Origin of the sequence: Curvibacter microcysteis (assembly GCF_028649455.1) — a bacterium.
Classification (GTDB): domain Bacteria; phylum Pseudomonadota; class Gammaproteobacteria; order Burkholderiales; family Burkholderiaceae_C; genus Curvibacter; species Curvibacter microcysteis.
Window position 1 is genome coordinate 583,077 of sequence record NZ_JAQSIO010000003.1, and the last position, 19,629, is coordinate 602,705.

Here is a 19,629-nt window from a genome sequence, read left to right on the forward strand (position 1 = left end):
GATCAGAGGGCCCGGCTCATCTGGACATGGGGAATGTCCACTTCGTGGAACACCTCGCCCCGCACCTGGTAGCCCAGGCGCTCGTAAAAGCCCCGCGCACTGAGCTGGGCGTTGAGCACCACCTCGTGGTCGCCGCGGTCGCGGGCCGCTGACATGAGGGCCTGCAAAATCTGCGCGCCCAGGCCAGCACCGCGCAAGGCCTGGCGAACCGCCATGCGCCCGATGCGGGCCACCCCCGGCGCGTGCACCAACAGGCGGCCCGTGGCCACGGGCTGGTTCAGGCCGTTGTAGGCCACCGCGTGCACCGCCGTGGCGTCGGCTTCGTCCCACTCTTCTTCCACCGCGATGCCCTGCTCTTGCACAAACACCTCGGTGCGCACGCGGGCGGCATCGGCGCTCAGGTCTTGCCAGGTGCCGGTTTGCACCCGCACCACGGGCTGGCCTGCGGCATGGCCCAGCAGCACCTGGCGCAGCGCGTCAGGCACGGGGCGCGAAGTCTGGCTGGCCGGGTCGGCGAACACATAGACCAGTTCGCCACTGACCAGCAGTTGCTCGCCCCGGAAGATACCGCCCAGGAACTGGATCGAAGAGGTGCCCACGCGCTGGCATTGCAGGCCCACGTCCAAGACCTCGTCGTAACGGGCCGAGGCGTGGTATTCCACCAGCAGGCGCTTCACGTAGAGGTCGCCTTGCAGGCTGCGCATGGACTCTTCGTAAGGCAAGGCCAGGGCACGCCAGTAATCGCCCATGGCGGTGTCGAAGTACATGGCGTAGTGGCCGTTGAAGACGATTTTTTGCATGTCCACCTCGACCCAGCGCACGCGCAGGCGGTGGAAGAAGCGGAAATCTTGGCGTTGAGGGGCGGCGGCGGTCATGCGCTTACTCCGTGGGGTTCAGGGCCTGGCGCAGGGCAGCGCCGGCGTCTCTGTGGGCTTGCAGGGCTTCGGGCACGGCCCGGCCCATTTTGATGAATTCGTGGGTCACGCCCCGGTAGACCTCCAGGTCCACGGAGTGGCCAGCCAGGCGCAGCTTGTCGGCATAGGCCAGGCCCTCGTCAAACAAGGGGTCGAACTCGGCCAGGCCGATCCAGGCCGGGGCCAGCTGCTCGGTGTCGGGGGCGTGCAGCGGGGCGAAGCGCCAGTCCTCGCGCTCTTCGCGGCTGTGCACGTACTGGCCGAAAAACCACTGGATGTGGCTGGCCTCCAGCACCAGGCCTTCGGCATAGCGGCGGTGTGAATCGGTGTCCTGGTGGGCGCTGACGCCGGGGTAGAACAGCAGTTGCAGTGCCAGGGGCTGGCCGCGCAAGGCAGCCTCCACCGCGGTGGCCGCCGCCAGCGTGCCGCCCGCGCTGTCGCCCCCCACCGCCACGCGCTTGGGGTCCAGCCCCAGGCTGGCCCCGTGGACCAGCAGCCAGGCCAGGGCGTCCCAGGCGTCGTTGGAGGCCACAGGAAAGCGGTGCTCGGGCGCCAAGCGGTAGTCCAGCGACACCACGGCGCAGCCTGATTGCAGGGCCAGGCTGCGGCACAAGGTGTCGTGCGTGTCGATGCTGCCCACCGTGAAGCCGCCGCCATGGAAGTACAGCAGCACGGGCTGCGATGCACTCAGCACGGGCTTGTACAGGCGGGCGGGCAACTGGGCCCCGTCGCGGGCCGGGATCAGCCAGTCGTGCACAAAGGGCAGCTCGGGGCGGTTGATTTCCAACACCCCGGCCCCGGCGGCGTAGGCCATGCGGGCCTGGCGCGGCGTCAGGGCGTGCAGGGCCGGGCGGGCGGCGCGGGCCATGCGGTCGATCACGCCTTGCATGGCGCTGGAGAGTCGGTGCGGTCGGTCGGCGGGGGGCGTGGGCATGGGGGCAGGCCAAACAAAACAGGCAATATCGGAAAGACAGGTCGACCAGTCCCCGGCCTGGTGTCACCGGGGTGACGGCAGCCTGGGCACTCATGAGGGTTTGCTTCATGGTCAGACGCGCGGACGGTCGCTAAAGTCAGCCGTGCATCGTACAACGCGGCGCCGGGGCGGGGAGCCTGGGCGCTGAACCTGACTTCTTGGAACCCGACCCCGACATGGCCTTCATCAACTACGTCACCCAGATTCAGATCGACTTTGGCGCTGTGCGCCTGCTGGCCGCCGAATGCGCGCGCGTGGGCATCCAGCGTCCGCTGGTGGTCACCGACGCCGGCGTACGTGCCGCCGGCGTGCTGCAAAAAGCCCTGGACGCCCTGCCCGACCTGCCCGTGGCCGTGTTTGACCAAACCCCGTCCAACCCCACCGAGGCTGCCGTGCGCGCCGCCGTGGCGGTGTACCGCGAGCACGGTTGTGACGGCCTGATCGCCGTGGGCGGGGGCTCCGCCATCGACTGCGCCAAGGGCATTGCCATTGCCGCCACGCACGAAGGCCCGCTGACCCGCTACGCCACCATCGAAGGGGGCTCTGGCCTGATCACCGAGCGCGCGGCGCCGCTGATTGCCGTGCCCACCACCAGCGGCACCGGCAGCGAGGTGGCGCGCGGCGCCATCATCATCGTGGACGACCACCGCAAGCTGGGCTTCCACTCCTGGTTCCTGGTGCCGCGTGCGGCCATCTGCGACCCTGAACTCACGCTGGGCCTGCCGCCTGGCCTGACCGCCGCTACCGGCATGGACGCCATCGCCCACTGCATGGAAACCTTCATGGCCAGCGCCTTCAACCCGCCCGCCGACGGCATTGGCCTTGACGGCCTGGAGCGCGGCTGGGCCCACATCGAGCGCGCCACCTGCAATGGCCAGGACCGCGAGGCGCGCCTGCAACTGATGAGTGCGTCCATGCAGGGCGCCATGGCCTTCCAAAAAGGCTTGGGCTGCGTGCACAGCCTCAGCCACAGCCTGGGCGGCGTGAACCCGCGCCTGCACCACGGCACGCTCAACGCCATGTTCCTGCCCGCCGTGGTGCGCTTCAACGCGAGCGCCGAATCGGTGCAGCGCGAACGGCGCCTGGACCGCATGGCCCACGCCATGGGCCTGAGATCGGGCGGCGACATCCCGCTGGCCATCCGCGACATGAACGCCCGCCTGGGCCTGCCCACGGGTCTGGCCGCCATGGGCGTGACGCGCGACCAGTTTGATGCCGTGATCCAGGGCGCGCTGGCCGACCATTGCCACAAGACCAATCCGCGCCTGGCCACGCCAGAGGAATACCGGGAGATGCTGGAAGCGTCGATGTGAGGTGGGCAGCCACTGCTGTGGCTCCGGTCAGTTCAGTTCACTCTGACGGCAAACCGCCTCACAAAGCCTCAACCCGCTTCCAATCCGGCGCGGCCAGCCATTCGGCAAACTCATCAGCCAGTTGCTGACTGGCCCGCACGGCGCGGGTCCAGGCCTGGGCACGGCCGTGGTGGTCGTTGCCGTAGTGGGTGAAGTCCTTGCGATCGGGCAGCTTGGCGTTGGGCAGGGTCTTGACCCAGTCGGGGTCGGGGGCCAGCACCAGCATGTTGTCCAAAAAGGGCGTGGCGCCATGCCGCCAGCGCAGGCCTTTGTCGAGCCAGCCAGGCACCACCGCTTTCTGGAAATGCGGGTACAGCACCAGACCCGGCGCCATGGGGCGGTAGTCCAGGTGCAGGTGGTAGTCGGTGATGCCGCCATCCCAATAGGCGCCGGGCGGCGCGCCGGGGATGTGCGAAATGGACTGCAGCACAAAGGGGATCGAGCAACTGGCCTGCACGGCGGGCTGGAAGTTGGCCTCGGTCAGGTCGAGCTGGCGGGTGCGGAAGTCGCGCGTGGCAAAGGGCAAGTCAGCGCCTTGGGACGAGAACACCACGCGCTCCAGCCAGGCGCCCAGGGCCCGGCGCTGCACGGTGTTGCTCAGGAAGGCGCCCAGGTAGCCCAAAGGGGTGCGCAGCGCGTGCTCGCGTCCCAGCACATGGCGGCCGCGCGCGGCGATCACATGCAGGCGGTAGCGGGGGTGGTTCAGCACCTCGGCCACGCGGCCACCGTAGAAGGCGCGCAGGTTGTCGCCAAAGCGCTCGCTGACATGCTGGGCGCTGGGCCGCTTTTCGCCGGGAGCGATGTCGTAGCGCTGCTGGATGTAGTCGTGCTCCAGGCGCTCAAAGGCTGCCACCGGCTGTTTCAGGCAGGCGGTGGCCATGCGCCAGGCCCCGATCGAGGCGCCCACCAGGTGCACGGGCTGGGTGCTGTGCGGCAGCCAGTCGCCAAAGATGAATCGGTCCAGCGGCCCCAGCACCAGGCCCTTGGGGCCCCCGGCGGCGCCCGGGATGACGCGCACGTCCTGGGCCTGCAAGCCGTGTTGGCGAAGGTGGGCCAGGGCCTGCGGGCCGGCGTAAAGGCGAAGGGCTTTCATCTTGGGGAGGTTCTCGGGGAGCTCGGCGCGCCGCACTCAGGCGGCCAGCGCCTCAGGAAAACGCACCCACTTCGTGGGCCGAGGTCCAGTCAATGGGGTCTTGCTGCAACACCATGTCGATGTCCAGCTCCAGGGCCAGGCCCACGGTGTCTGGAAAGCTGACGGCCAGTTCCCGGTCGCTGAAACCGGCTTCTTTGGCCCGGGTGCGCCAGGAGGCCAGGTGGATCACGCCGGCCAGGGGTTCGTAGACCTCGTTGTCGAACGGGGCGTATTGGTACTCCAAGGCGTCCACGATGGCCGGTGGAAACTGCCACTGCCGCGCAAAGCCCGCGCTGACCTGGGCGTAGCAGTAGCCCAGGGTGCGGCGCTCGATCTTGGCGCGTTTGAGGTCCAGCGGGCCGTGCTCCAGGTTCAGCAGCGCCATCTCGCGCGGCATGCCCATGTTCATGACCAGCTCGCCCACCGCGTGCAGCAAGCCGGCCGTGAAGGCAGCACTGGGGTTTTGCCGCACCACGCTGGCCAAGGTGCGCGAGACCTTCGCGGTGTCCAGGCTGTAACGCCAGAACTGCTGCAGGTTGACCCCGGGCACGGTGCGGAAGGCGCCGCCCACGGCAGCCGCCGACACCAGAGTCCGCACGTGGTTGAGGCCCAGCAGGGCCAAGGCCTCGGCCACGCCGTTGATGCGGCGGGCCAAGGAGAAGAAGGCCGAGTTGGCCAGTTGCAGCAGGCGCGCGGTCAGGGCCGGGTCGGTGCTGACCAGCTGGGTGATCTTGCGCAGATCAGGCTCCTCCTGGTCCAGCTCGTGCATGAGCAGCGCCACCACGCGGGGGATGCTGGGCAACGCGGCTTCGTGGGCCAGAAGGGCTTGGAGCTCCATGAACAGGGCCTCGGTGGGGAGTTGGATGGCCTTGATTATGCTCAGCGCGAGCGGCTTTGCAGCTTGGCGAAGGCAGAAGCCATGGCCGAGGGCGCGGCGGCATCGTTCTGGCGCCGGGCGCCCCCCGCCTGTTGGTGCCGCCCTGCCCCTTCAAAGCGGTTGTCGCGTGGGCCGTCCCGGCGGGCCGGGGCGGCATCGAGCTTCATGGACAGACCAATGCGCTTGCGTTCCACGTCCACTTCCATCACCTTGACCTTGACGATGTCACCGGTCTTGACCACTTCGCGTGCGTCGGTGACGAACTTGTGGCTGAGCTGGCTGACGTGCACCAGGCCGTCCTGGTGCACGCCCAGGTCGATGAAGGCGCCGAACTGGGCCACGTTGCTGACCGTGCCTTCGAGCACCATGCCTTCGCGCAGGTCTTTGATGTCTTCCACGCCATCGTTGAAGCGCGCCACCTTGAAGTCAGGGCGCGGGTCGCGACCGGGCTTTTCCAGTTCGCCCAGGATGTCTTTGACGGTGATGACACCAAACTGCGCATTGGCAAACAGCTCGGGCTTGAGGGTCTTGAGCATGTCGGCCCGGCCCATCAGCTCGGCCACGGGCTTGCCCGTTTTCTCGATGATTTTTTGCACCACCGGGTAGGTCTCGGGGTGGACGCCCGTCATGTCCAGCGGGTTGTCGCCCTGGCGGATGCGCAAGAAGCCCGCGCTCAGCTCAAAGGTCTTGGCGCCCAGGCCCGTCACGCCCAGCAGCTGCTGGCGGTTCGCAAACGCGCCGTTGGCCTCGCGCCAACGCACGACCGCCTTGGCCACACTGGCGCTGAGGCCGGAGACGCGCGACAGCAGCGGCACACTGGCGGTGTTCAAGTCCACGCCCACCGAGTTCACGCAGTCCTCGACCACGGCCTCCAGGGTGCGGGCCAGCTCGCTTTGGTTGACGTCGTGCTGGTACTGGCCGACGCCAATCGACTTGGGGTCGATCTTGACCAGCTCGGCCAGCGGGTCCTGCAGGCGGCGGGCGATGCTGGCGGCGCCGCGCAGGCTGACGTCCACGTCGGGCATTTCTTGCGAGGCGAATTCGCTGGCCGAATACACCGAGGCACCGGCCTCGCTGACAACCACTTTTTCAACCACGCGGTCCACCTTGGCCAGCAGCTTGATCAGGTCGCCGGCGAGCTTGTCGGTCTCGCGGCTGGCGGTGCCGTTGCCAATGGCGATCAGGTTGACGCCGTGCTTTTCGCACAGGCGGCCCAGCGTGTGCAGCGAGCCGTCCCAGTCGCGGCGCGGCTCATGCGGGAACACGGTGCTGGTGTCCACCAGCTTGCCGGTGGCGTCCACCACCGCGACTTTGACACCGGTGCGGATGCCCGGGTCCAGGCCCATGACCACGCGCGGGCCGGCCGGCGCGGCCAGCAGCAGGTCGCGCAGGTTGTCGGCAAAGACCTTGATGGCGACCTTTTCAGCGTCCTCGCGCAAGCGCGAGAACAGGTCGCGCTCGGTGGACAGGCTCAGCTTGACGCGCCAGGTCCAGGCCACGGCCTTGCGGATCAGGTCGTCGGCCGGGCGGGCCGCGTGGCTCCAGCCCAGGTGCAGGGCGATGCGGCCTTCAGCCACCGAGGGCTTGCCGGGTTCGGGCGGCTCGGGCAGCACCAGCTTGGCTTCCAGGATTTCTTGTGTGCGGCCGCGGAACACGGCCAGCGCCCGGTGCGAGGGCACGCGGCCAATGGGCTCGTCGTAGTCGAAGTAGTCGCGGAACTTGGCCACGTCGGGGTCGTTTTCGTTCTTGCCCTCGACCTTGTTGCTTTTGAGCAAGCCTTCGTTCCACAGCCATTCACGCAGGCTTTGCACCAGGGCGGCGTCTTCGGCCCAGCGCTCGGACAGGATGTCGCGCACGCCATCCAGCACCGCGCCGGTGGTGGTGAAGTCGCTGCCGTCTTCGCCTTTTTCAGCCTTGACATAGGCCTGGGCTTCGTCGGCCGGCACGCGGCGGGGGTCGGCAAACAGCAGGTCGGCCAGGGGCTCGATACCGGCTTCGCGGGCGATCTGGCCCTTGGTGCGGCGCTTTTGCTTGTAAGGCAGGTAAAGGTCTTCCAGCTCTTGCTTGGTGGGCGCGGCGTCGATGGCGGCGCGCAGTGCGTCGGTCAGCTTGCCTTGCTCGGCAATGCTTTTGAGCACGGCCTCGCGGCGGTCTTCCAGTTCGCGCACATAGGCCAGGCGGGCTTCGAGCTCACGCAGCTGGATGTCGTCCAGGCCGTTGGTGACTTCTTTGCGGTAGCGGGCAATGAAGGGGACGGTGGCGCCACCGTCAAGCAACTCAACCGCTGCACGCACCTGCTGCTCGGTCACTTTGATTTCTGCGGCCAACTGCCGAATGATCTTTTGCATGTCTGTCTTACTCACTCACCATTCACCAAGCGAAGCGCTGGCATCGGAAGCCCGGAAGTTTGCCACAGGGCCTGGTCGCTTCCGGTCTGCGGCACCGGCACGCGCTAACATGCCGGCGCAAGAAGTCACAGGAGTGCAGATGGCGATCGAACAAGGCAGCGAATTGCTGAAAACCGTGGCCCTTTTGGGGGCCGGGGTGCTGGCCGTGCCGCTTTTCAAGCGCCTGGGCCTGGGCTCGGTGCTGGGGTACCTGGCCGCCGGGCTGGCTGTGGGGCCATTTGGCATGGGCCTGTTCAGCGAATCCCAGACGGTGCTGCATGTGGCCGAGCTGGGCGTGGTGATGTTCTTGTTCTTGATCGGCCTTGAAACCCAGCCCAGCCGGCTGTGGAACCTGCGGCGCCAAATCTTTGGCCTCGGCCTGATGCAGGTGAGCACCTGCGCCGTCTTGCTGACGGTGTTGGGCCACGCCGTGCTGGGCCTGGACTGGCCGCTGGCTTTTGTGGCCGGCATGGGCTTTGTGCTCTCGTCCACGGCCATCGTGATGCAGGCGCTCAATGAGCGCGGGGAGGCCTCGACCCCGCAAGGCCAGCGCATGGTCTCGATTCTGTTGATGGAAGACCTGTCCATCGTGCCGCTGCTGGCCATCGTGGCCTTTTTGGCCCCCACACCGGCCGACCAGGAACCGGTGTCGCGCTGGGTCAGCATGGGGGTGGCGCTGATCGCCATCCTGGGCCTGGTGGCCGTGAGCCGCTGGCTGTTGAACCCGGTGTTCCGCTGGCTGGCCGCCTCCCGGGCGCGCGAAGTCATGACCGCAGCCGCCCTTTTGGTGGTGTTGGGCGCCGCGCTGGCCATGCAATGGGGCGGGCTGTCGATGGCGCTGGGCGCCTTCGCTGCCGGGGTGATGTTGTCGGAGTCCACCTTCCGCCACCAACTCGAAGCCGACATCGAGCCCTTCCGGGGCCTGCTGCTGGGCCTGTTCTTCATGGGCGTGGGCATGTCGCTGGACGTGCCCCTGGTGCTCCAGGGCTGGCCCAAGTTGCTGGCCGGCGTGGTGGCCTACATGGGTCTGAAGGCGCTGGGCGTGTACACCGTGGCCCGCCTGACCCGAAGCCCCCGGCGCGATGCGCTGGAGCGCGCGGCCATGATGGCCGAAGGCGGCGAATTTGCCTTTGTGCTCTATGCCACCGCCGCCAGCGCGGGCCTGATCGAGGCAGACATGAACGCGCTGCTGAACGCCGCGGTGATCATGTCGATGGCCTTGACGCCTTTGTTTGTGATGTTGATGCGCCGCGTGCTGGCCCGCCAAGGCCCTGCTGCGGCCGACATGCAGGGAGTGGAGGCCGTGACCGAGGCGGCGCAGGAGCTCAAGCCCTGCGTGCTGATCATCGGCTTCGGCCGCTTTGGCCAGATCGCCAGCCAGGCCTTGCTGGCCCGGGGCGTGGAGATCGCCATCATCGATCGCGACACCGACATGATCCGCGCCGCCTCGACCTTTGGCTTCAACGTGTACTACGGCGACGGCACCCGGCTGGACGTGCTGCATGCCAGTGGCGCGGCGCATGCGCGGGCTGTGCTGGTCTGTGTGGACGACAAGGAATTGACCACCAAGATCGTGGAGCTGATCAAGGGCAGCTTCCCCCTCACCCCTGTGCTGGCCCGGGCCTACGACCGCCAGCACGCGATCGAGCTGATCCAGCACGGCGTGGATTTTCAGATCCGTGAGACTTTTGAGTCGGCCATGCTGTTCAGCCTCGAAGCCTTGCGCCAGTTGGGCGTGGAAGACGAAGACGCTCAGGCCGTGGGCGAGGACATCCGTCGCCGCGACGCCGAGCGCCTGCAACTCCAGCTGGGTGGCGACCTGAAGGCTGGCCTCCCGCTGATGCACGGCAACCGCTGGACGCCGGCGCCGCTGACCACACCGCAGCGCGAAGGCCAGGCCTTGAATCCGGAGGCCGACCAGGCCATGCACGCCGGCACGGCTGCGACGGCGGCCGCTGCTGTGGGCCGCTGAAGCGGAGGCGCAGGGCCTGGCCTGGCCCAAGCGCCCTGCCCTGTTACGCTGACCCCCTGCTGCTTCACCGACGCGAGTCCGCCCGCCCATGTCCATCCCTGTTGTGTCGCCCCTGCTGCGCGCCCTGAAAAACACCTTGATGGCCGCACTGGCCCTGGTGCTGGTGTTCGAAGAATGGGGATGGGATGTCCTGTCGGGCCTGCTGGCCTGGGTGGCCCGCCTGCCCGTGCTGGCCTGGCTGGAGCGCCGCATTCGAAGCTTGCCTCCCTGGGCTGCCCTGTTGACCTTTGCCCTGCCCGCGCTGGCCCTGCTGCCGGTCAAGCTGCTCGCCCTGTGGTTGTTTGGCCAAGGTCACGCCGCCTGGGGCCTGGGCCTGCTGCTGGGCGCCAAGCTGTTGGGCACGGCCATCCTGGCCCGCCTGTTCAGCCTGACCCAGCCCGCCCTGATGCAACTGGCCTGGTTTGCCCGCTGGTACCCGCGCTGGAAGGCCTGGAAAGACCGTTTGCTGGCCTGGGTGCGGGGCAGCGCGGTGTGGCAAGGGGCGCGGCGGGTGAAGACGGCGGTCAAAGTGTGGTGGCGGGGGCTGAAGGGCTGAGGTGTTGAGGCTCCGTGAATGCCAGGGTTTGCGTGGCTTGGACTGGCGACTCAAGGGCTGGCGAGGTAGCCTGTACAAACCCTCACGCCGGCTTGGCTCAGATCCCTGCGGAACCGGTTGCTTTGAAACGCCTGCAGGGTCTGGTAGGCATACAGGTGATATGGCTGCCACTCTGGGTGGGCGGGGGCAATGACCTCCACGATCACAAATGGGCAGGCTGGGCTTATTTCGCTGAGGTAAAAAACGGAGCTGTCAGGCCCCAGCGCTGTCCCCAGGTCCGTGGGTACGGTCTCTAGTTCAACTTTGGATATCTGACGATTCACGCATCGAAATTCTCGTGTCTGGAAATCAAGCCTCGGGGCTGTGACCTCAAAACGCCCAAAGCAGGCCCTTCCTTGGGTCTCCAACAACGGTATGTCTGACGCTGTGGCCTCGGTGACACATCCAAGGAAGCAGCCCAACCAAGCCCATGCTTTTATCATCGCATGACCTCGTTCCAACTTCACATTAAGCGATGGCGTTGTGCTATCGCCAGCACGTCGAGCACGAAGCTGGGCTTTTGTACGTATTGCGGATCGCCACCGCCGTTGTAGGCCGCGGCGATGCTGGCGGGGTTGACGGGACGCCAAGATGTGATCGTTCGTTGTGTGACAACTCTCTGGACAAGCATTAATTGGCCTTCTGTCAATTGACTTCCTAAGTTGGGATTTAGTTTTTTTAAATGAGGCACCGAAGTTCCAGTCTCTTTGGCGATGAGAGCCCATGTATCACCTTTGCGCACCACATTGGTTTTCGCTTCATGATTGGAATCTGGCAAAGAACGGATTTCAGAAATTGCCAAACGATTCAATAAATATGCAACACCAGCTGCAATATTTAACTTCGGATCGCTGATGATTTTTTCCCGTGTCAACCCATCACGAAATGGCGGCGGCAAGATCAAATTCATCTTCTCAAGCCCATTCAATACAACCAATATACCTGGATCATTGCCAACTCCAATTTGCATTGGATTGGTATTCCAGTCTGGAGTGTTGGCGCCGCTTTCAACCCACAGTATTGCTTTGATGTACGTCCAGTCTGGATCTGGGAATCCGCTAGTTTTAAGTCTTGCTGAAAATAATCGCATCTGTTTTTGCAAAAATGCATCACATTCACTCCAGTGAGCCAAATCATCCAGTGCCATCAAAATTCCATTCCGCCATGGTCGATGAATTCCTGAGTAGATTTGCATCAATACTCTGATTTCTGATACTACGCTTTGCCGAGAAGTTGAGTCCAAACCAGAAAGTTTTAGTGGTGGCAGCGCCTCGTTCATGGCTACCTCTTAAGGTGGGAAATTTCACAGATTTTTTCCACCATATTCCCAAGAGTAGGACTAAGTAGCGAGAAGGACTTGACTGAAGGTCAATAGTAGATGTCTGAACGGCTTCCCAAATATCGGTACTGGGTAATTTTTAATCTAATGCAATGAATTTAAAATCAGTGCCACTCAGTCGCCTGAGCGCTTTCTTGTCGGTGAGATGGTAAATTCCGACAATTTTCTAACTGTATTGCAAACCCCGCCTTAGGCTGGGGGGGATGCTGGGTAAATGGGTGGAAATTCCACCTCAAGGAGATGTGTATTGATCCGTCGCTGCAAGCCCATGGGTTGGGTAATTGGTTGATGGATGCGCTGCAGGCACGCTTGAGCGCGGCGGGTTACTGCAGCATCAAGCTGCAAACGGGCGTATGGCACCGGCTTCACATTTTTATGAAAAGAGGGGGTTTGAGGATTTGAGCTGGGTCAGTCTGGGCAAAAGTTTGTGAGCCGATGGCTGATTTTGGCTACCGCGGCACTTGAGAAACAAGTCGTAGGCACGGGCCCCGTAGCGATAATGAGACCATCCCTCTATCTCAAATTACGGTCTTGCGCAACACCAACTTCTTATTTCAAACCATTAATTTCTGTTAGTTACCTTTGTTGCGTTACATTGATCAGATGTATCCAAACCCCTGCGTAGCATGGTTCTCTTTTCAGGAGAGAACATGGCGCTGCAACCTAACTTTTTCGGCAAACGTGATCCCGATGTGCTGCCAGCCCGCACGGTGCCTGGCCATGGAGCCCATGCCATGCAGGCCTCTGGGGTCGCGAAACCGGTGGCGACAGAGGTTGTGGCGACTCCGGTGCCCGCCCCCGTGCCAACCCCCGCGCCGACCTCGGACGGGGGGAGCAAGCTGACCGTGGGGCCCAACATCAAACTCAAAGGAGTCGAAATCACCGATTGCGACACCCTGCTGGTGGAGGGCATGGTTGAAGCCACGATGGATTCACGCCTGATGCAGATAGCCGAACAGGGCTCTTTCCGGGGCGCGGCTGAGATCGATATTGCTGAGATCCGGGGTCGCTTTGATGGCACGCTGACGGTGCGTGACAAGCTCGTGATCCACGCCACCGGGCGGGTGAGCGGTAAGATCCGCTACGGCAAATTGGTGGTTGAGGAAGGGGGACAACTGGTGGGCGAGATCGATTGCGGCACCGGGCCGCGCAGCAGCGTCAACGGTCTGGCGGGCCAGACCAGCACGAACACCGCCCAGTCCTTGGCCAGCCCGGTCTTGGCGGCGGGCATCGTGGTGGGGCCAGCCTGAGCCGGTGCCACCGGGGGCGGCTCATGGTGGCCGATGGCGCCCCCAGTCCCCGCCCATGACAGCGCTTCAGCCCGCGCGCAAGGCGGCGCGCAACTGGTCGCCCAGCTCCGGCTTGTGAGCAAAGGGATCGGTCGGGTTCTTGCCCTGCACGATGTCTTCCATGCGGGTCTGCACCGAACCCAGGGCGTGCGGGTGGCTGTAGATGTAGAACTGGTCGGCGCTGATGGCGTCGAACACCTTTTGTGCCACCTGGGCGGCGGTCACCTTGCCGGAGCCCACGGCCTTGTCGCTCATGGCCTGGCCAATCAGCTGGCTCTTGGTGGGCTTTTGGTCCTTCAGCGCGTCGGGCTGGTTGCGGTGGCTTTGGCTGATGCCGGTGGGCACAAAGAAGGGGCACAGCACACTGGCGCTGACCTGGTCGGACACCAGGCGCAAGTCCTGGTAGAGGGTTTCGCTCAGGCTGACCACGGCGTGCTTGCTGACGTTGTAGATGCCCATGTTGGGCGGGGTCAGCAAGCCGGCCATGCTGGCGGTGTTGACGATGTGGCCCCGGTAGGCAGGGTCTTTGGCGGCGGCTTCCAGCATCATGGGGGTGAACAGGCGCACGCCATGGATCACGCCCCACAGGTTGACGCCCAGCACCCAGTCCCAGTCCTGCACCGAGTTTTCCCAGACCAAGCCGCCCGCGCCCACGCCGGCGTTGTTGAACACGAAGTGCGGCGCGCCAAAGCGCTCTTTGACCGCCAGCGCCAGGGCTTCCATCTGGTCGGCCTTGGACACGTCCACGCGGCGGGCCAGCACGGCGGCACCAGCGGCCTCCAGCTCGGCCTGGGCCTTGTCCAGCGCGTCTTGCTGCACGTCCACCAGCACCAGGTTCATGCCCAGGCGGGCTCCGATGCGCGCGCATTCCAGGCCGAAGCCCGAGCCTGCGCCGGTCAGCACAGCGGTGGTGTTCTTGAAGTTTTGGATCATGTCGAAGGTCTCCTGATTGTTTTAAGGCTTGTCTGGGGGGCGGGCTCAGGCCGCGTCGAGCGCGCGCAGCACGTAGCCGACACGCGGGAAGTGCACATGCACGGTGCCGGCGCGTTCGTCGGTGCGGCGCAGGGTGTAGTGCATGCGCGTGGCGGCGATCAGCTCGCCTTCGGTGGTTTCAGTGCCGAAGGTCTCAGCCGCGATGCTGACGCGGCTGCCCAGCGGGATGCCGTGCTCGTCCTGGAAGGGCTCGTCGCCCAGGGCCTGCGGCTGGCTGGCGGCGGCCACGGCAATGGCGTCGCCCGAGTCGATCTTGTCGAAGCTGCCGTGGCCCAGGGCCGCGATGCGGTCCATCCAGGCCAGCACGCCCGGCGTGGCGTTCAGGATGTCGCCCATCACGGCATTGCGCACCCGGCTGAACCACAGCGGGTGGTAGGCCGCAAAGTCCGCCACGGTGGGGGCATCGCCCAGCAAATAGGCTTGGCCTTCGAGCATGTTGGCCAGGCGGCGCAGGTAGCTCTTGTAGGCCGCAGTGGCGTCGCCCGGGCGCAGTCGGGTCATGCCCACGGCCATGGCGCCCCGGTCGGCGGAGAAGGCCTTGGCCACTTCAGGTGGGGCACCGGCAAACATGGCGGCCGCGCCACGCGGGCTCAGGTTGTAGGCCATGGCGGCCCAGAACAAGGTGGTGTCCGCCCACTGGGCCAGCACGCGGGCCACGCCCTTGTTGTGCGTGGGGTACAGCGTGGGGCTGGGTTGGCGGTGCTCCAGCACGTCGCAGATCAAGGCGGTGTCGCAGTAGATGTCGGCGCCAATTTGCAGAAACGGCGTCTTGCGGTAGCCCCCGGTCAAGGCCAGCACATCGGGCTTGGGCATGATCGAAGGGATGATCACCGACTTCCAGGCCAGCTGCTTGTAGCCCAGGATCAGGCGAACCTTCTCTGAAAACGGCGAGGTGGGGTAGTGGTGCAGGATGAGGTCTTGCATGGCGGGCTCCGGGGAGTTGGGCCAGGCGCGCGGCCTGGGGCTTGAAGGGGGCGGGGATGGGGGCGGCGCAGCGCTCGGGTGCAGGGGCTGTGGCCCGGTAGCAGCGCCCCAGGGCGTCTGCCCGGCTGGTCAGCCCCTCAGATCAGATCAGCTTGACCAGTTGCTTGCCAAAGTTCTTGCCTTTGAGCAGGCCCAGGAAGGCTTCAGGGGCGGCTTCCAAGCCCTGGGCCACGCTCTCCCGCGGGCGCAGCTTGCCGCTGGCCACCAGGCCGCCCAGTTCTGCCAGGGCCTCGGGCCAGACTTCCATGTGCTCACCGACGATGAAACCCTGCACCTTGAGTCGGTTGATCAGGATCAGCGCGGGGTTGCTCAGTGGCATGGGCTTGCCGTCGTAGCCGGCGATCATGCCGCACACGGCAATGCGGGCAAAGGCGTTGGTGCGCAGCAGCACGGCGTCGAGGATGTAGCCACCTACGTTCTCGAAATAACCGTCGATGCCGTCCGGGCAGGCTTCTTTGAGGGCTTGGCTCAGGCTCTTGACGTCGGTGTGCACCTTGTAGTCCAGGCACACGTCAAAGCCCAGTTCGTTGACGGCATAGGCGCATTTGTCCGGGCCGCCGGCAATGCCCACCACGCGGCAGCCACGGGCCTTGGCCACGGCCGCGTAGGCACTGCCCACGGCGCCGGTGGCCGCGCTGACCACCACGGTCTCGCCCGCCTTGGGGTTGATGATCTTGACCAGGCCGTACCAGGCCGTCACGCCGGGCATGCCCACGGCGCCCAGGTAGTGCGACAGCGGCACCTGGGTCGTGTCCACCTTGCGCATCGTGCCGGGCGTGGTGGCGTCAACCACGCTGTACTGCTGCCAGCCGCCCATGCCCACGACCTTGTCGCCCACGGCGTAGCGCGGGTGGCGGCTTTCCACCACTTCACCCACGGTGCCACCAATCATGACCTGGCCCAGGGGCTGGGGCTGGGCGTAGCTCTTGCCGTCGTTCATGCGCCCGCGCATGTAGGGGTCCAGGCTCAGGTAGTGGTGCTGCACCAGCACCTGGCCGTCTTGCAGGGCCGGGGTGTCGGTTTGCACCAGCTTGAAGTTGCCGACGGTGGCTTCGCCTTGGGGGCGGTTGTCGAGCACGATTTGTTTGTTTTGGGGCATGGGGCGCTCCTGGGGCAAGAGGGGTTGATGCGGCGCGCGGTCAGCGCGCGCCGGGCGGGTTCAGTCGGTGGAGACAGCGCCGGGCGCCTGGCCCGGGGTTTCGCTGCGCTTGACGTACTTGAAAGTACCGGTCGAGTGCGCGCAGGCCTCGCCGGCTTCGTTGTAAACCGTGGCCTCGGTGAAGGCCAGGCTGCGGGTGCGGTGCATGAGCCGGCCCTGGCCGGTCAAGCGGCCGGTGCCGGGGCGCATGAAGCTGGTCTTCATTTCGATCGTGACCACGCCCAACTCGGGCGACACGCTGCGTGCGGCCGTGGCCATGGTGACGTCCAGCAAGGTCATGATGGAGCCGCCATGCGCGACCTGGAACGAGTTCATGTGCTCGGGCCGGGGCGCGTAGACGATCTCGGACCGACCGCCTTCAAACACGGTCAGATCAAACCCCAGCAGGGTCACAAAAGGAATTTCGACACCAAAGCTCATGCAAATCAGTCCACAGTTGAATCTAAAGCGCCAGTCTGACGGATTTCAGAGGCGTGGCGCTGTCGGGCAGCGCACCCATCAGCCCCCGGTGATGATGCTGGTGCCGCCGTCGACCGCCAGCCACTGGCCGGTGATGTGCTTGCCCGCGTCCGAGGCGTAGAGCAGGCACAGGCCCTTCAGGTCTTCGTCATCGCCCAGGCGGCCGAGCGGGGCGTGGGCGGCGAGCTTGTCTTCGCCCATGGCCTTGAGCGTGCCCACGGTCATCCGGCTCGGGAAAAAGCCCGGGCAGATGGCGTTGACGCGGATGTTGTACTTGCCCCATTCGGCGGCCAGCGCGCGCGTGAAATTGATCACCGCGCCCTTGGAGGTGTTGTAGGCGATGGTGTTCATGCCGGCGGGGTTGCCGCCCAGGCCCGCGATGGAGGCCAGGTTGATGATGCTGCCCTTTTTGCGCTCAATCATGCTGTGCTTGGCCACATGCTGGCTCAAGATGAAGTAGCCACGCACGTTGAGGTTTTGCACCTTGTCCCACGCGTCCACGGGGTGGTCTTCAGCCGGCGCACCCCAGGCGGCGCCGGCATTGTTGACCAGGATGTCGATGTGGCCCAGGCGGCCAATGGATTCGTCAGCCAGGCGGCGGATGTCGTCTTCACGCGCGCAGTCTGCGGCGATCCAGCTGGCGTCAATGCCGGCGGCCTGGAGTTCAGCAGCGGCTTCTTCGAGGTCGGAGGCCTTGCGCGAACTCAGCACGATGCGCGCACCGGCCTCGCCCAAGGAATGGGCCAGTTGCAGGCCCAGGCCGCGCGAACCGCCGGTGACGAGCGCGGTCTTGCCCTTGAGGTCAAACAGTTGCTGGATGGAACGGGTCATGACGAGGTCTCCTGTTTTTTGGATGGAAGGCAATGGAAAACGATTTTGGTGAATTCAGGCCCGGGGTCCTGTCCCGGCGGCGATAGGCCTCACCGGGCGCGACACGGGGCATGGCGCAGCCCCTGGTGACTCAGTCGCGGGGCTCCAGCCAGGCCCGCACGGGGATGAGCAGCACGCCCAACACGGCGATCACAGCGCCCCACAAGCGCAGCGAGTCGCCCAGGCCCTGCCCGCCCCGCTCCATGGCCAGCCCGAGCACCAGGCTCAGCAGGCCGCCGTAGATCAAGACCCAGATCAGGGTTTGCAAGCGCTGCAAGGCGCGGCTGGTGGGCATGGGCTTGGACATGGTGCGTGCGGGTGGTCGGTGGTTCAGAACGCGTCCTCAGGCAGCTCGGCGCAGGTCTGGTCGCGGGTCTCGACCACGCGCAACCAGGCGCCGATCTTGGGCAGTTCGTAGTGGAAGAAGAAACGCGTCGCTGCCAGGCGGCCTTGGGTGGCGGCATCGCTGCTGCCCGAGGCGCGCACGGCCAGGGCCACGTCCAGCCAGATCCAGGCCAGCACGGTGTGGCCAAAGGCCTGCATGTAGGGCACGGCATTGGCCAGCGCGTCGGTGGGCACGCCGGTGGCCCAGGCCGCTTTGGTGGCCGAGCCGACCTGTTGCAGCGCAGCGCCCAGCGCGTTGGCGTGGGCAGCCAGCTCGGGCTGCTGGATGGCGCGCTCGATGGTCTGGTTGATGCGACCCGCCAGCAGCTGCAGGCCGCGGCCGTTTTCCATCAGCACCTTGCGGGCCAGCAAGTCCATGGCCTGGATGCCGTGCGTGCCTTCATGGATCATGTTGAGGCGGTTGTCGCGCCAGTACTGCTCCACCGGGAAGTCGCGTGTGTAGCCGTAGCCGCCATGGATCTGGATGGCCAGGGAGTTGGCCTCCAGGCACCATTCGCTGGGCCAGCTCTTGGCAATGGGCGTCAGCACCTCCAGCAGCAGGCGGGCTTCGTCGGCGCTGGCCGCGTCGCCCGTGTGCTGCTCGTCCACCAAGCGGGCGCAGAACAGCTCCAGCGCCAGGGCCCCTTCGCAGTAGGACTTCTGGGCCAGCAGCATGCGTTTGACGTCGGCGTGCTCAATGATGCGGATCTGCGGCTGGGCGGCGTCCTTGCCCCCCACACCCATGGGCCGGCCCTGCGGGCGGTTGCGGGCGTAGTCCAGCGACGCCAGGAAGCCCGCCATGCCCAGCATGGTGGCCGCCATGCCGACGCCAATGCGGGCCTCGTTCATCATGTGGAACATGCACTTCAAGCCCTCGCCCGGGCGGCCCACCAGGTAGCCAATGGCCCCGCTTTGGCCGCCGGGCTGGAACTTGCCTTCGCCAAAATTGAGCAGGGTGTTGGTGGTGCCACGCCAGCCCAGCTTGTGGTTCAGGCCTGCCAACACCACGTCATTGCGTTCGCCGGTCAGCGCGCCTTCGCTGGTGACCAGCTTCTTGGGCACGATGAACAAGGAGATGCCGCGCACGCCGGGCACGGGCTTGCCGTCGGGGCCGGGGATCTTGGCCAACACCAGGTGGATGATGTTCTCGGTCAGCTCGTGCTCGCCAGCCGAGATCCACATCTTGTTGCCCTTGAGGCGGTAGCGCGGGCCCAGCGGGTCAGCCTCATGGCCTTCGCCATCGGGCACGGCACGGGTGGCCACGTCGCTCAGGCTGGAGCCCGCTTGCGGTTCAGACAAGCACATGGTGCCTGTCCAGCGGCCGGCAAACTCGTTGCGGGCAAACACATTCTTTTGGGCCTCGGTGCCGTGGGCCATCAGCAGGTTGGCGTTGCCCGTGGTCAACATGCCCGAGCCGATGCTGACCGAAGCGCAGGCAAAAAAGGCGTTGGCGGCGGCTTCGACCGTGTAGGGCAGTTGCATGCCACCCCAGTCGTAGTCCTGCGCGGCGCTCAGCATGCCGGACTCGGCATAGGCTTTTTGCGCGTCGTGCGTGGCCTGGGGCAAGGTCACCTTGTCGCCGTCGAAGTGCGGCTCCTGGGTGTCGACCAGGCGGTTGAAGGGGGCGTATTTCTCGCGAGCGATGCGCTCGCAGGTGTCGAGCACCGCGTCAAAGGTGTCTCGGCTGTGGTCGCTGAAGCGTTCGCGCTCGCTCAGCGAGGGAGCGTTCAGCCATTGGTACAGAAGGAAGTCGATGCTGGAACGGAGGCTCATGTCGGGGGCTCAGTGAGGGGGTTGAACAGCGGGCGGTCCGTCAAGACCGGCCAAGCCAGGGCGCACAACCGTAGCTTGCCGTGTTGGCACGGCCCCAGCGGTTGCCTGCGCGACAGTGCCAGGCCCCCTGCCCCACCC

Annotated in this window: 18 protein-coding genes; 5 read left to right on the forward strand and 13 right to left on the reverse strand. The window is 65.5% G+C overall.

Annotated features, from left to right (window positions below; genetic code table 11):
* Positions 1-2: 2 nt before the first annotated feature.
* Together PSQ39_RS11235 and PSQ39_RS11240 are read right to left on the reverse strand one after the other, a co-directional pair.
* The gene (locus PSQ39_RS11235; RefSeq protein WP_273926854.1) at positions 3-875 is read right to left on the reverse strand and encodes a YbgC/FadM family acyl-CoA thioesterase; all 873 of its coding nucleotides are present in this window, start codon (positions 873-875) and stop codon (positions 3-5) included.
* Positions 876-879: 4 nt separating this feature from the next.
* On the reverse strand, positions 880-1,848 hold the full coding sequence (locus tag PSQ39_RS11240; protein ID WP_273926855.1) for an alpha/beta hydrolase: 969 nt from the start codon (positions 1,846-1,848) through the stop codon (positions 880-882).
* A gap of 215 nt (positions 1,849-2,063) precedes the next feature.
* Here PSQ39_RS11240 and PSQ39_RS11245 point away from each other — a divergent pair, with 215 nt between their 5' ends.
* On the forward strand, positions 2,064-3,200 hold the full coding sequence (locus tag PSQ39_RS11245) for an iron-containing alcohol dehydrogenase (protein WP_273926954.1): 1,137 nt from the start codon (positions 2,064-2,066) through the stop codon (positions 3,198-3,200).
* A gap of 58 nt (positions 3,201-3,258) precedes the next feature.
* Here the strand turns inward: PSQ39_RS11245 and PSQ39_RS11250 are convergent, their stop codons facing one another.
* The 3 genes from PSQ39_RS11250 to PSQ39_RS11260 are packed head-to-tail and all read right to left on the reverse strand — an operon-like array spanning position 3,259 to position 7,596.
* Entirely contained in the window at positions 3,259-4,332 is a 1,074-nt protein-coding gene (locus PSQ39_RS11250; RefSeq protein ID WP_273926856.1) for a patatin-like phospholipase family protein, read from the reverse strand.
* Between the two features lie 52 nt (positions 4,333-4,384).
* A complete protein-coding gene (locus tag PSQ39_RS11255) occupies positions 4,385-5,209 on the reverse strand; it encodes an HDOD domain-containing protein (RefSeq protein ID WP_273926857.1) in 825 nt (274 codons plus the stop codon).
* 41 nt (positions 5,210-5,250) lie between these two features.
* The gene (locus PSQ39_RS11260; RefSeq protein WP_273926858.1) at positions 5,251-7,596 is read right to left on the reverse strand and encodes a Tex family protein; all 2,346 of its coding nucleotides are present in this window, start codon (positions 7,594-7,596) and stop codon (positions 5,251-5,253) included.
* 139 nt (positions 7,597-7,735) lie between these two features.
* Here PSQ39_RS11260 and PSQ39_RS11265 point away from each other — a divergent pair, with 139 nt between their 5' ends.
* Both PSQ39_RS11265 and PSQ39_RS11270 read left to right on the forward strand, forming a co-directional pair.
* Positions 7,736-9,607, forward strand: coding sequence for a monovalent cation:proton antiporter-2 (CPA2) family protein (locus PSQ39_RS11265; protein ID WP_273926859.1), 1,872 nt, complete (start codon positions 7,736-7,738; stop codon positions 9,605-9,607).
* Between the two features lie 88 nt (positions 9,608-9,695).
* The gene (locus PSQ39_RS11270; RefSeq protein WP_273926860.1) at positions 9,696-10,202 is read left to right on the forward strand and encodes a hypothetical protein; all 507 of its coding nucleotides are present in this window, start codon (positions 9,696-9,698) and stop codon (positions 10,200-10,202) included.
* Positions 10,203-10,704: 502 nt separating this feature from the next.
* On the opposite strand, the gene PSQ39_RS11275 is transcribed toward PSQ39_RS11270, so the two are convergent.
* Entirely contained in the window at positions 10,705-11,520 is an 816-nt protein-coding gene (locus PSQ39_RS11275) for a LysM peptidoglycan-binding domain-containing protein (protein WP_273926861.1), read from the reverse strand.
* Positions 11,521-11,754: 234 nt separating this feature from the next.
* Between PSQ39_RS11275 and PSQ39_RS21775 the strand changes: the two genes are divergently transcribed.
* Positions 11,755-11,982, forward strand: a complete 228-nt coding sequence (locus tag PSQ39_RS21775; protein ID WP_409242024.1) for a GNAT family N-acetyltransferase — start codon at positions 11,755-11,757, stop codon at positions 11,980-11,982.
* Between the two features lie 248 nt (positions 11,983-12,230).
* Positions 12,231-12,830 carry a bactofilin family protein gene (locus PSQ39_RS11280; protein WP_273926862.1) on the forward strand — a complete coding sequence of 200 codons (600 nt, stop codon included), beginning with the start codon at positions 12,231-12,233 and terminating at the stop codon, positions 12,828-12,830.
* Positions 12,831-12,896: 66 nt separating this feature from the next.
* Here the strand turns inward: PSQ39_RS11280 and PSQ39_RS11285 are convergent, their stop codons facing one another.
* From PSQ39_RS11285 to PSQ39_RS11315, 7 genes are all read right to left on the reverse strand, one after another.
* Positions 12,897-13,802 (reverse strand): SDR family oxidoreductase, encoded by a 906-nt coding sequence (locus PSQ39_RS11285; RefSeq protein WP_273926863.1) that lies wholly within the window; start codon positions 13,800-13,802, stop codon positions 12,897-12,899.
* 45 nt (positions 13,803-13,847) lie between these two features.
* Positions 13,848-14,786, reverse strand: a complete 939-nt coding sequence (locus tag PSQ39_RS11290; protein ID WP_273926864.1) for a glutathione S-transferase family protein — start codon at positions 14,784-14,786, stop codon at positions 13,848-13,850.
* A 142-nt stretch (positions 14,787-14,928) separates the two neighbouring features.
* Positions 14,929-15,945: an NADP-dependent oxidoreductase gene (locus PSQ39_RS11295; protein ID WP_273926865.1), complete on the reverse strand. Its 1,017-nt coding sequence runs from the start codon at positions 15,943-15,945 to the stop codon at positions 14,929-14,931.
* Between the two features lie 60 nt (positions 15,946-16,005).
* On the reverse strand, positions 16,006-16,425 hold the full coding sequence (locus PSQ39_RS11300) for a PaaI family thioesterase (protein WP_273926866.1): 420 nt from the start codon (positions 16,423-16,425) through the stop codon (positions 16,006-16,008).
* A gap of 78 nt (positions 16,426-16,503) precedes the next feature.
* The gene (locus tag PSQ39_RS11305) at positions 16,504-17,295 is read right to left on the reverse strand and encodes an SDR family oxidoreductase (RefSeq protein WP_273926867.1); all 792 of its coding nucleotides are present in this window, start codon (positions 17,293-17,295) and stop codon (positions 16,504-16,506) included.
* 130 nt (positions 17,296-17,425) lie between these two features.
* Complete coding sequence (locus PSQ39_RS11310; protein ID WP_273926868.1) at positions 17,426-17,641, reverse strand: hypothetical protein; 216 nt, start codon at positions 17,639-17,641, stop codon at positions 17,426-17,428.
* A gap of 23 nt (positions 17,642-17,664) precedes the next feature.
* Positions 17,665-19,491 carry an acyl-CoA dehydrogenase gene (locus PSQ39_RS11315; RefSeq protein WP_273926869.1) on the reverse strand — a complete coding sequence of 609 codons (1,827 nt, stop codon included), beginning with the start codon at positions 19,489-19,491 and terminating at the stop codon, positions 17,665-17,667.
* Positions 19,492-19,629 lie beyond the last annotated feature (138 nt).

Bases quoted from the DNA above. Each gene is read 5' to 3' on its own strand.
- PSQ39_RS11315 (WP_273926869.1), bottom strand. From the start codon at position 19,491: ATGAGCCTCCGTTCCAGCATCGACTTCCTTCTGTACCAATGGCTGAAC.
- PSQ39_RS11260 (WP_273926858.1), bottom strand. From the start codon at position 7,596: ATGCAAAAGATCATTCGGCAGTTGGCCGCAGAAATCAAAGTGACCGAG.
- PSQ39_RS11290 (WP_273926864.1), bottom strand. From the start codon at position 14,786: ATGCAAGACCTCATCCTGCACCACTACCCCACCTCGCCGTTTTCAGAG.
- PSQ39_RS11255 (WP_273926857.1), bottom strand. From the start codon at position 5,209: ATGGAGCTCCAAGCCCTTCTGGCCCACGAAGCCGCGTTGCCCAGCATC.
- PSQ39_RS11295 (WP_273926865.1), bottom strand. From the start codon at position 15,945: ATGCCCCAAAACAAACAAATCGTGCTCGACAACCGCCCCCAAGGCGAA.
- PSQ39_RS11245 (WP_273926954.1), top strand. From the start codon at position 2,064: ATGGCCTTCATCAACTACGTCACCCAGATTCAGATCGACTTTGGCGCT.
- PSQ39_RS11235 (WP_273926854.1), bottom strand. From the start codon at position 875: ATGACCGCCGCCGCCCCTCAACGCCAAGATTTCCGCTTCTTCCACCGC.
- PSQ39_RS11305 (WP_273926867.1), bottom strand. From the start codon at position 17,295: ATGACCCGTTCCATCCAGCAACTGTTTGACCTCAAGGGCAAGACCGCG.
- PSQ39_RS11270 (WP_273926860.1), top strand. From the start codon at position 9,696: ATGTCCATCCCTGTTGTGTCGCCCCTGCTGCGCGCCCTGAAAAACACC.
- PSQ39_RS11265 (WP_273926859.1), top strand. From the start codon at position 7,736: ATGGCGATCGAACAAGGCAGCGAATTGCTGAAAACCGTGGCCCTTTTG.
- PSQ39_RS11300 (WP_273926866.1), bottom strand. From the start codon at position 16,425: ATGAGCTTTGGTGTCGAAATTCCTTTTGTGACCCTGCTGGGGTTTGAT.
- PSQ39_RS11310 (WP_273926868.1), bottom strand. From the start codon at position 17,641: ATGTCCAAGCCCATGCCCACCAGCCGCGCCTTGCAGCGCTTGCAAACC.
- PSQ39_RS11285 (WP_273926863.1), bottom strand. From the start codon at position 13,802: ATGATCCAAAACTTCAAGAACACCACCGCTGTGCTGACCGGCGCAGGC.
- PSQ39_RS11240 (WP_273926855.1), bottom strand. From the start codon at position 1,848: ATGCCCACGCCCCCCGCCGACCGACCGCACCGACTCTCCAGCGCCATG.
- PSQ39_RS11275 (WP_273926861.1), bottom strand. From the start codon at position 11,520: ATGAACGAGGCGCTGCCACCACTAAAACTTTCTGGTTTGGACTCAACT.
- PSQ39_RS11250 (WP_273926856.1), bottom strand. From the start codon at position 4,332: ATGAAAGCCCTTCGCCTTTACGCCGGCCCGCAGGCCCTGGCCCACCTT.
- PSQ39_RS11280 (WP_273926862.1), top strand. From the start codon at position 12,231: ATGGCGCTGCAACCTAACTTTTTCGGCAAACGTGATCCCGATGTGCTG.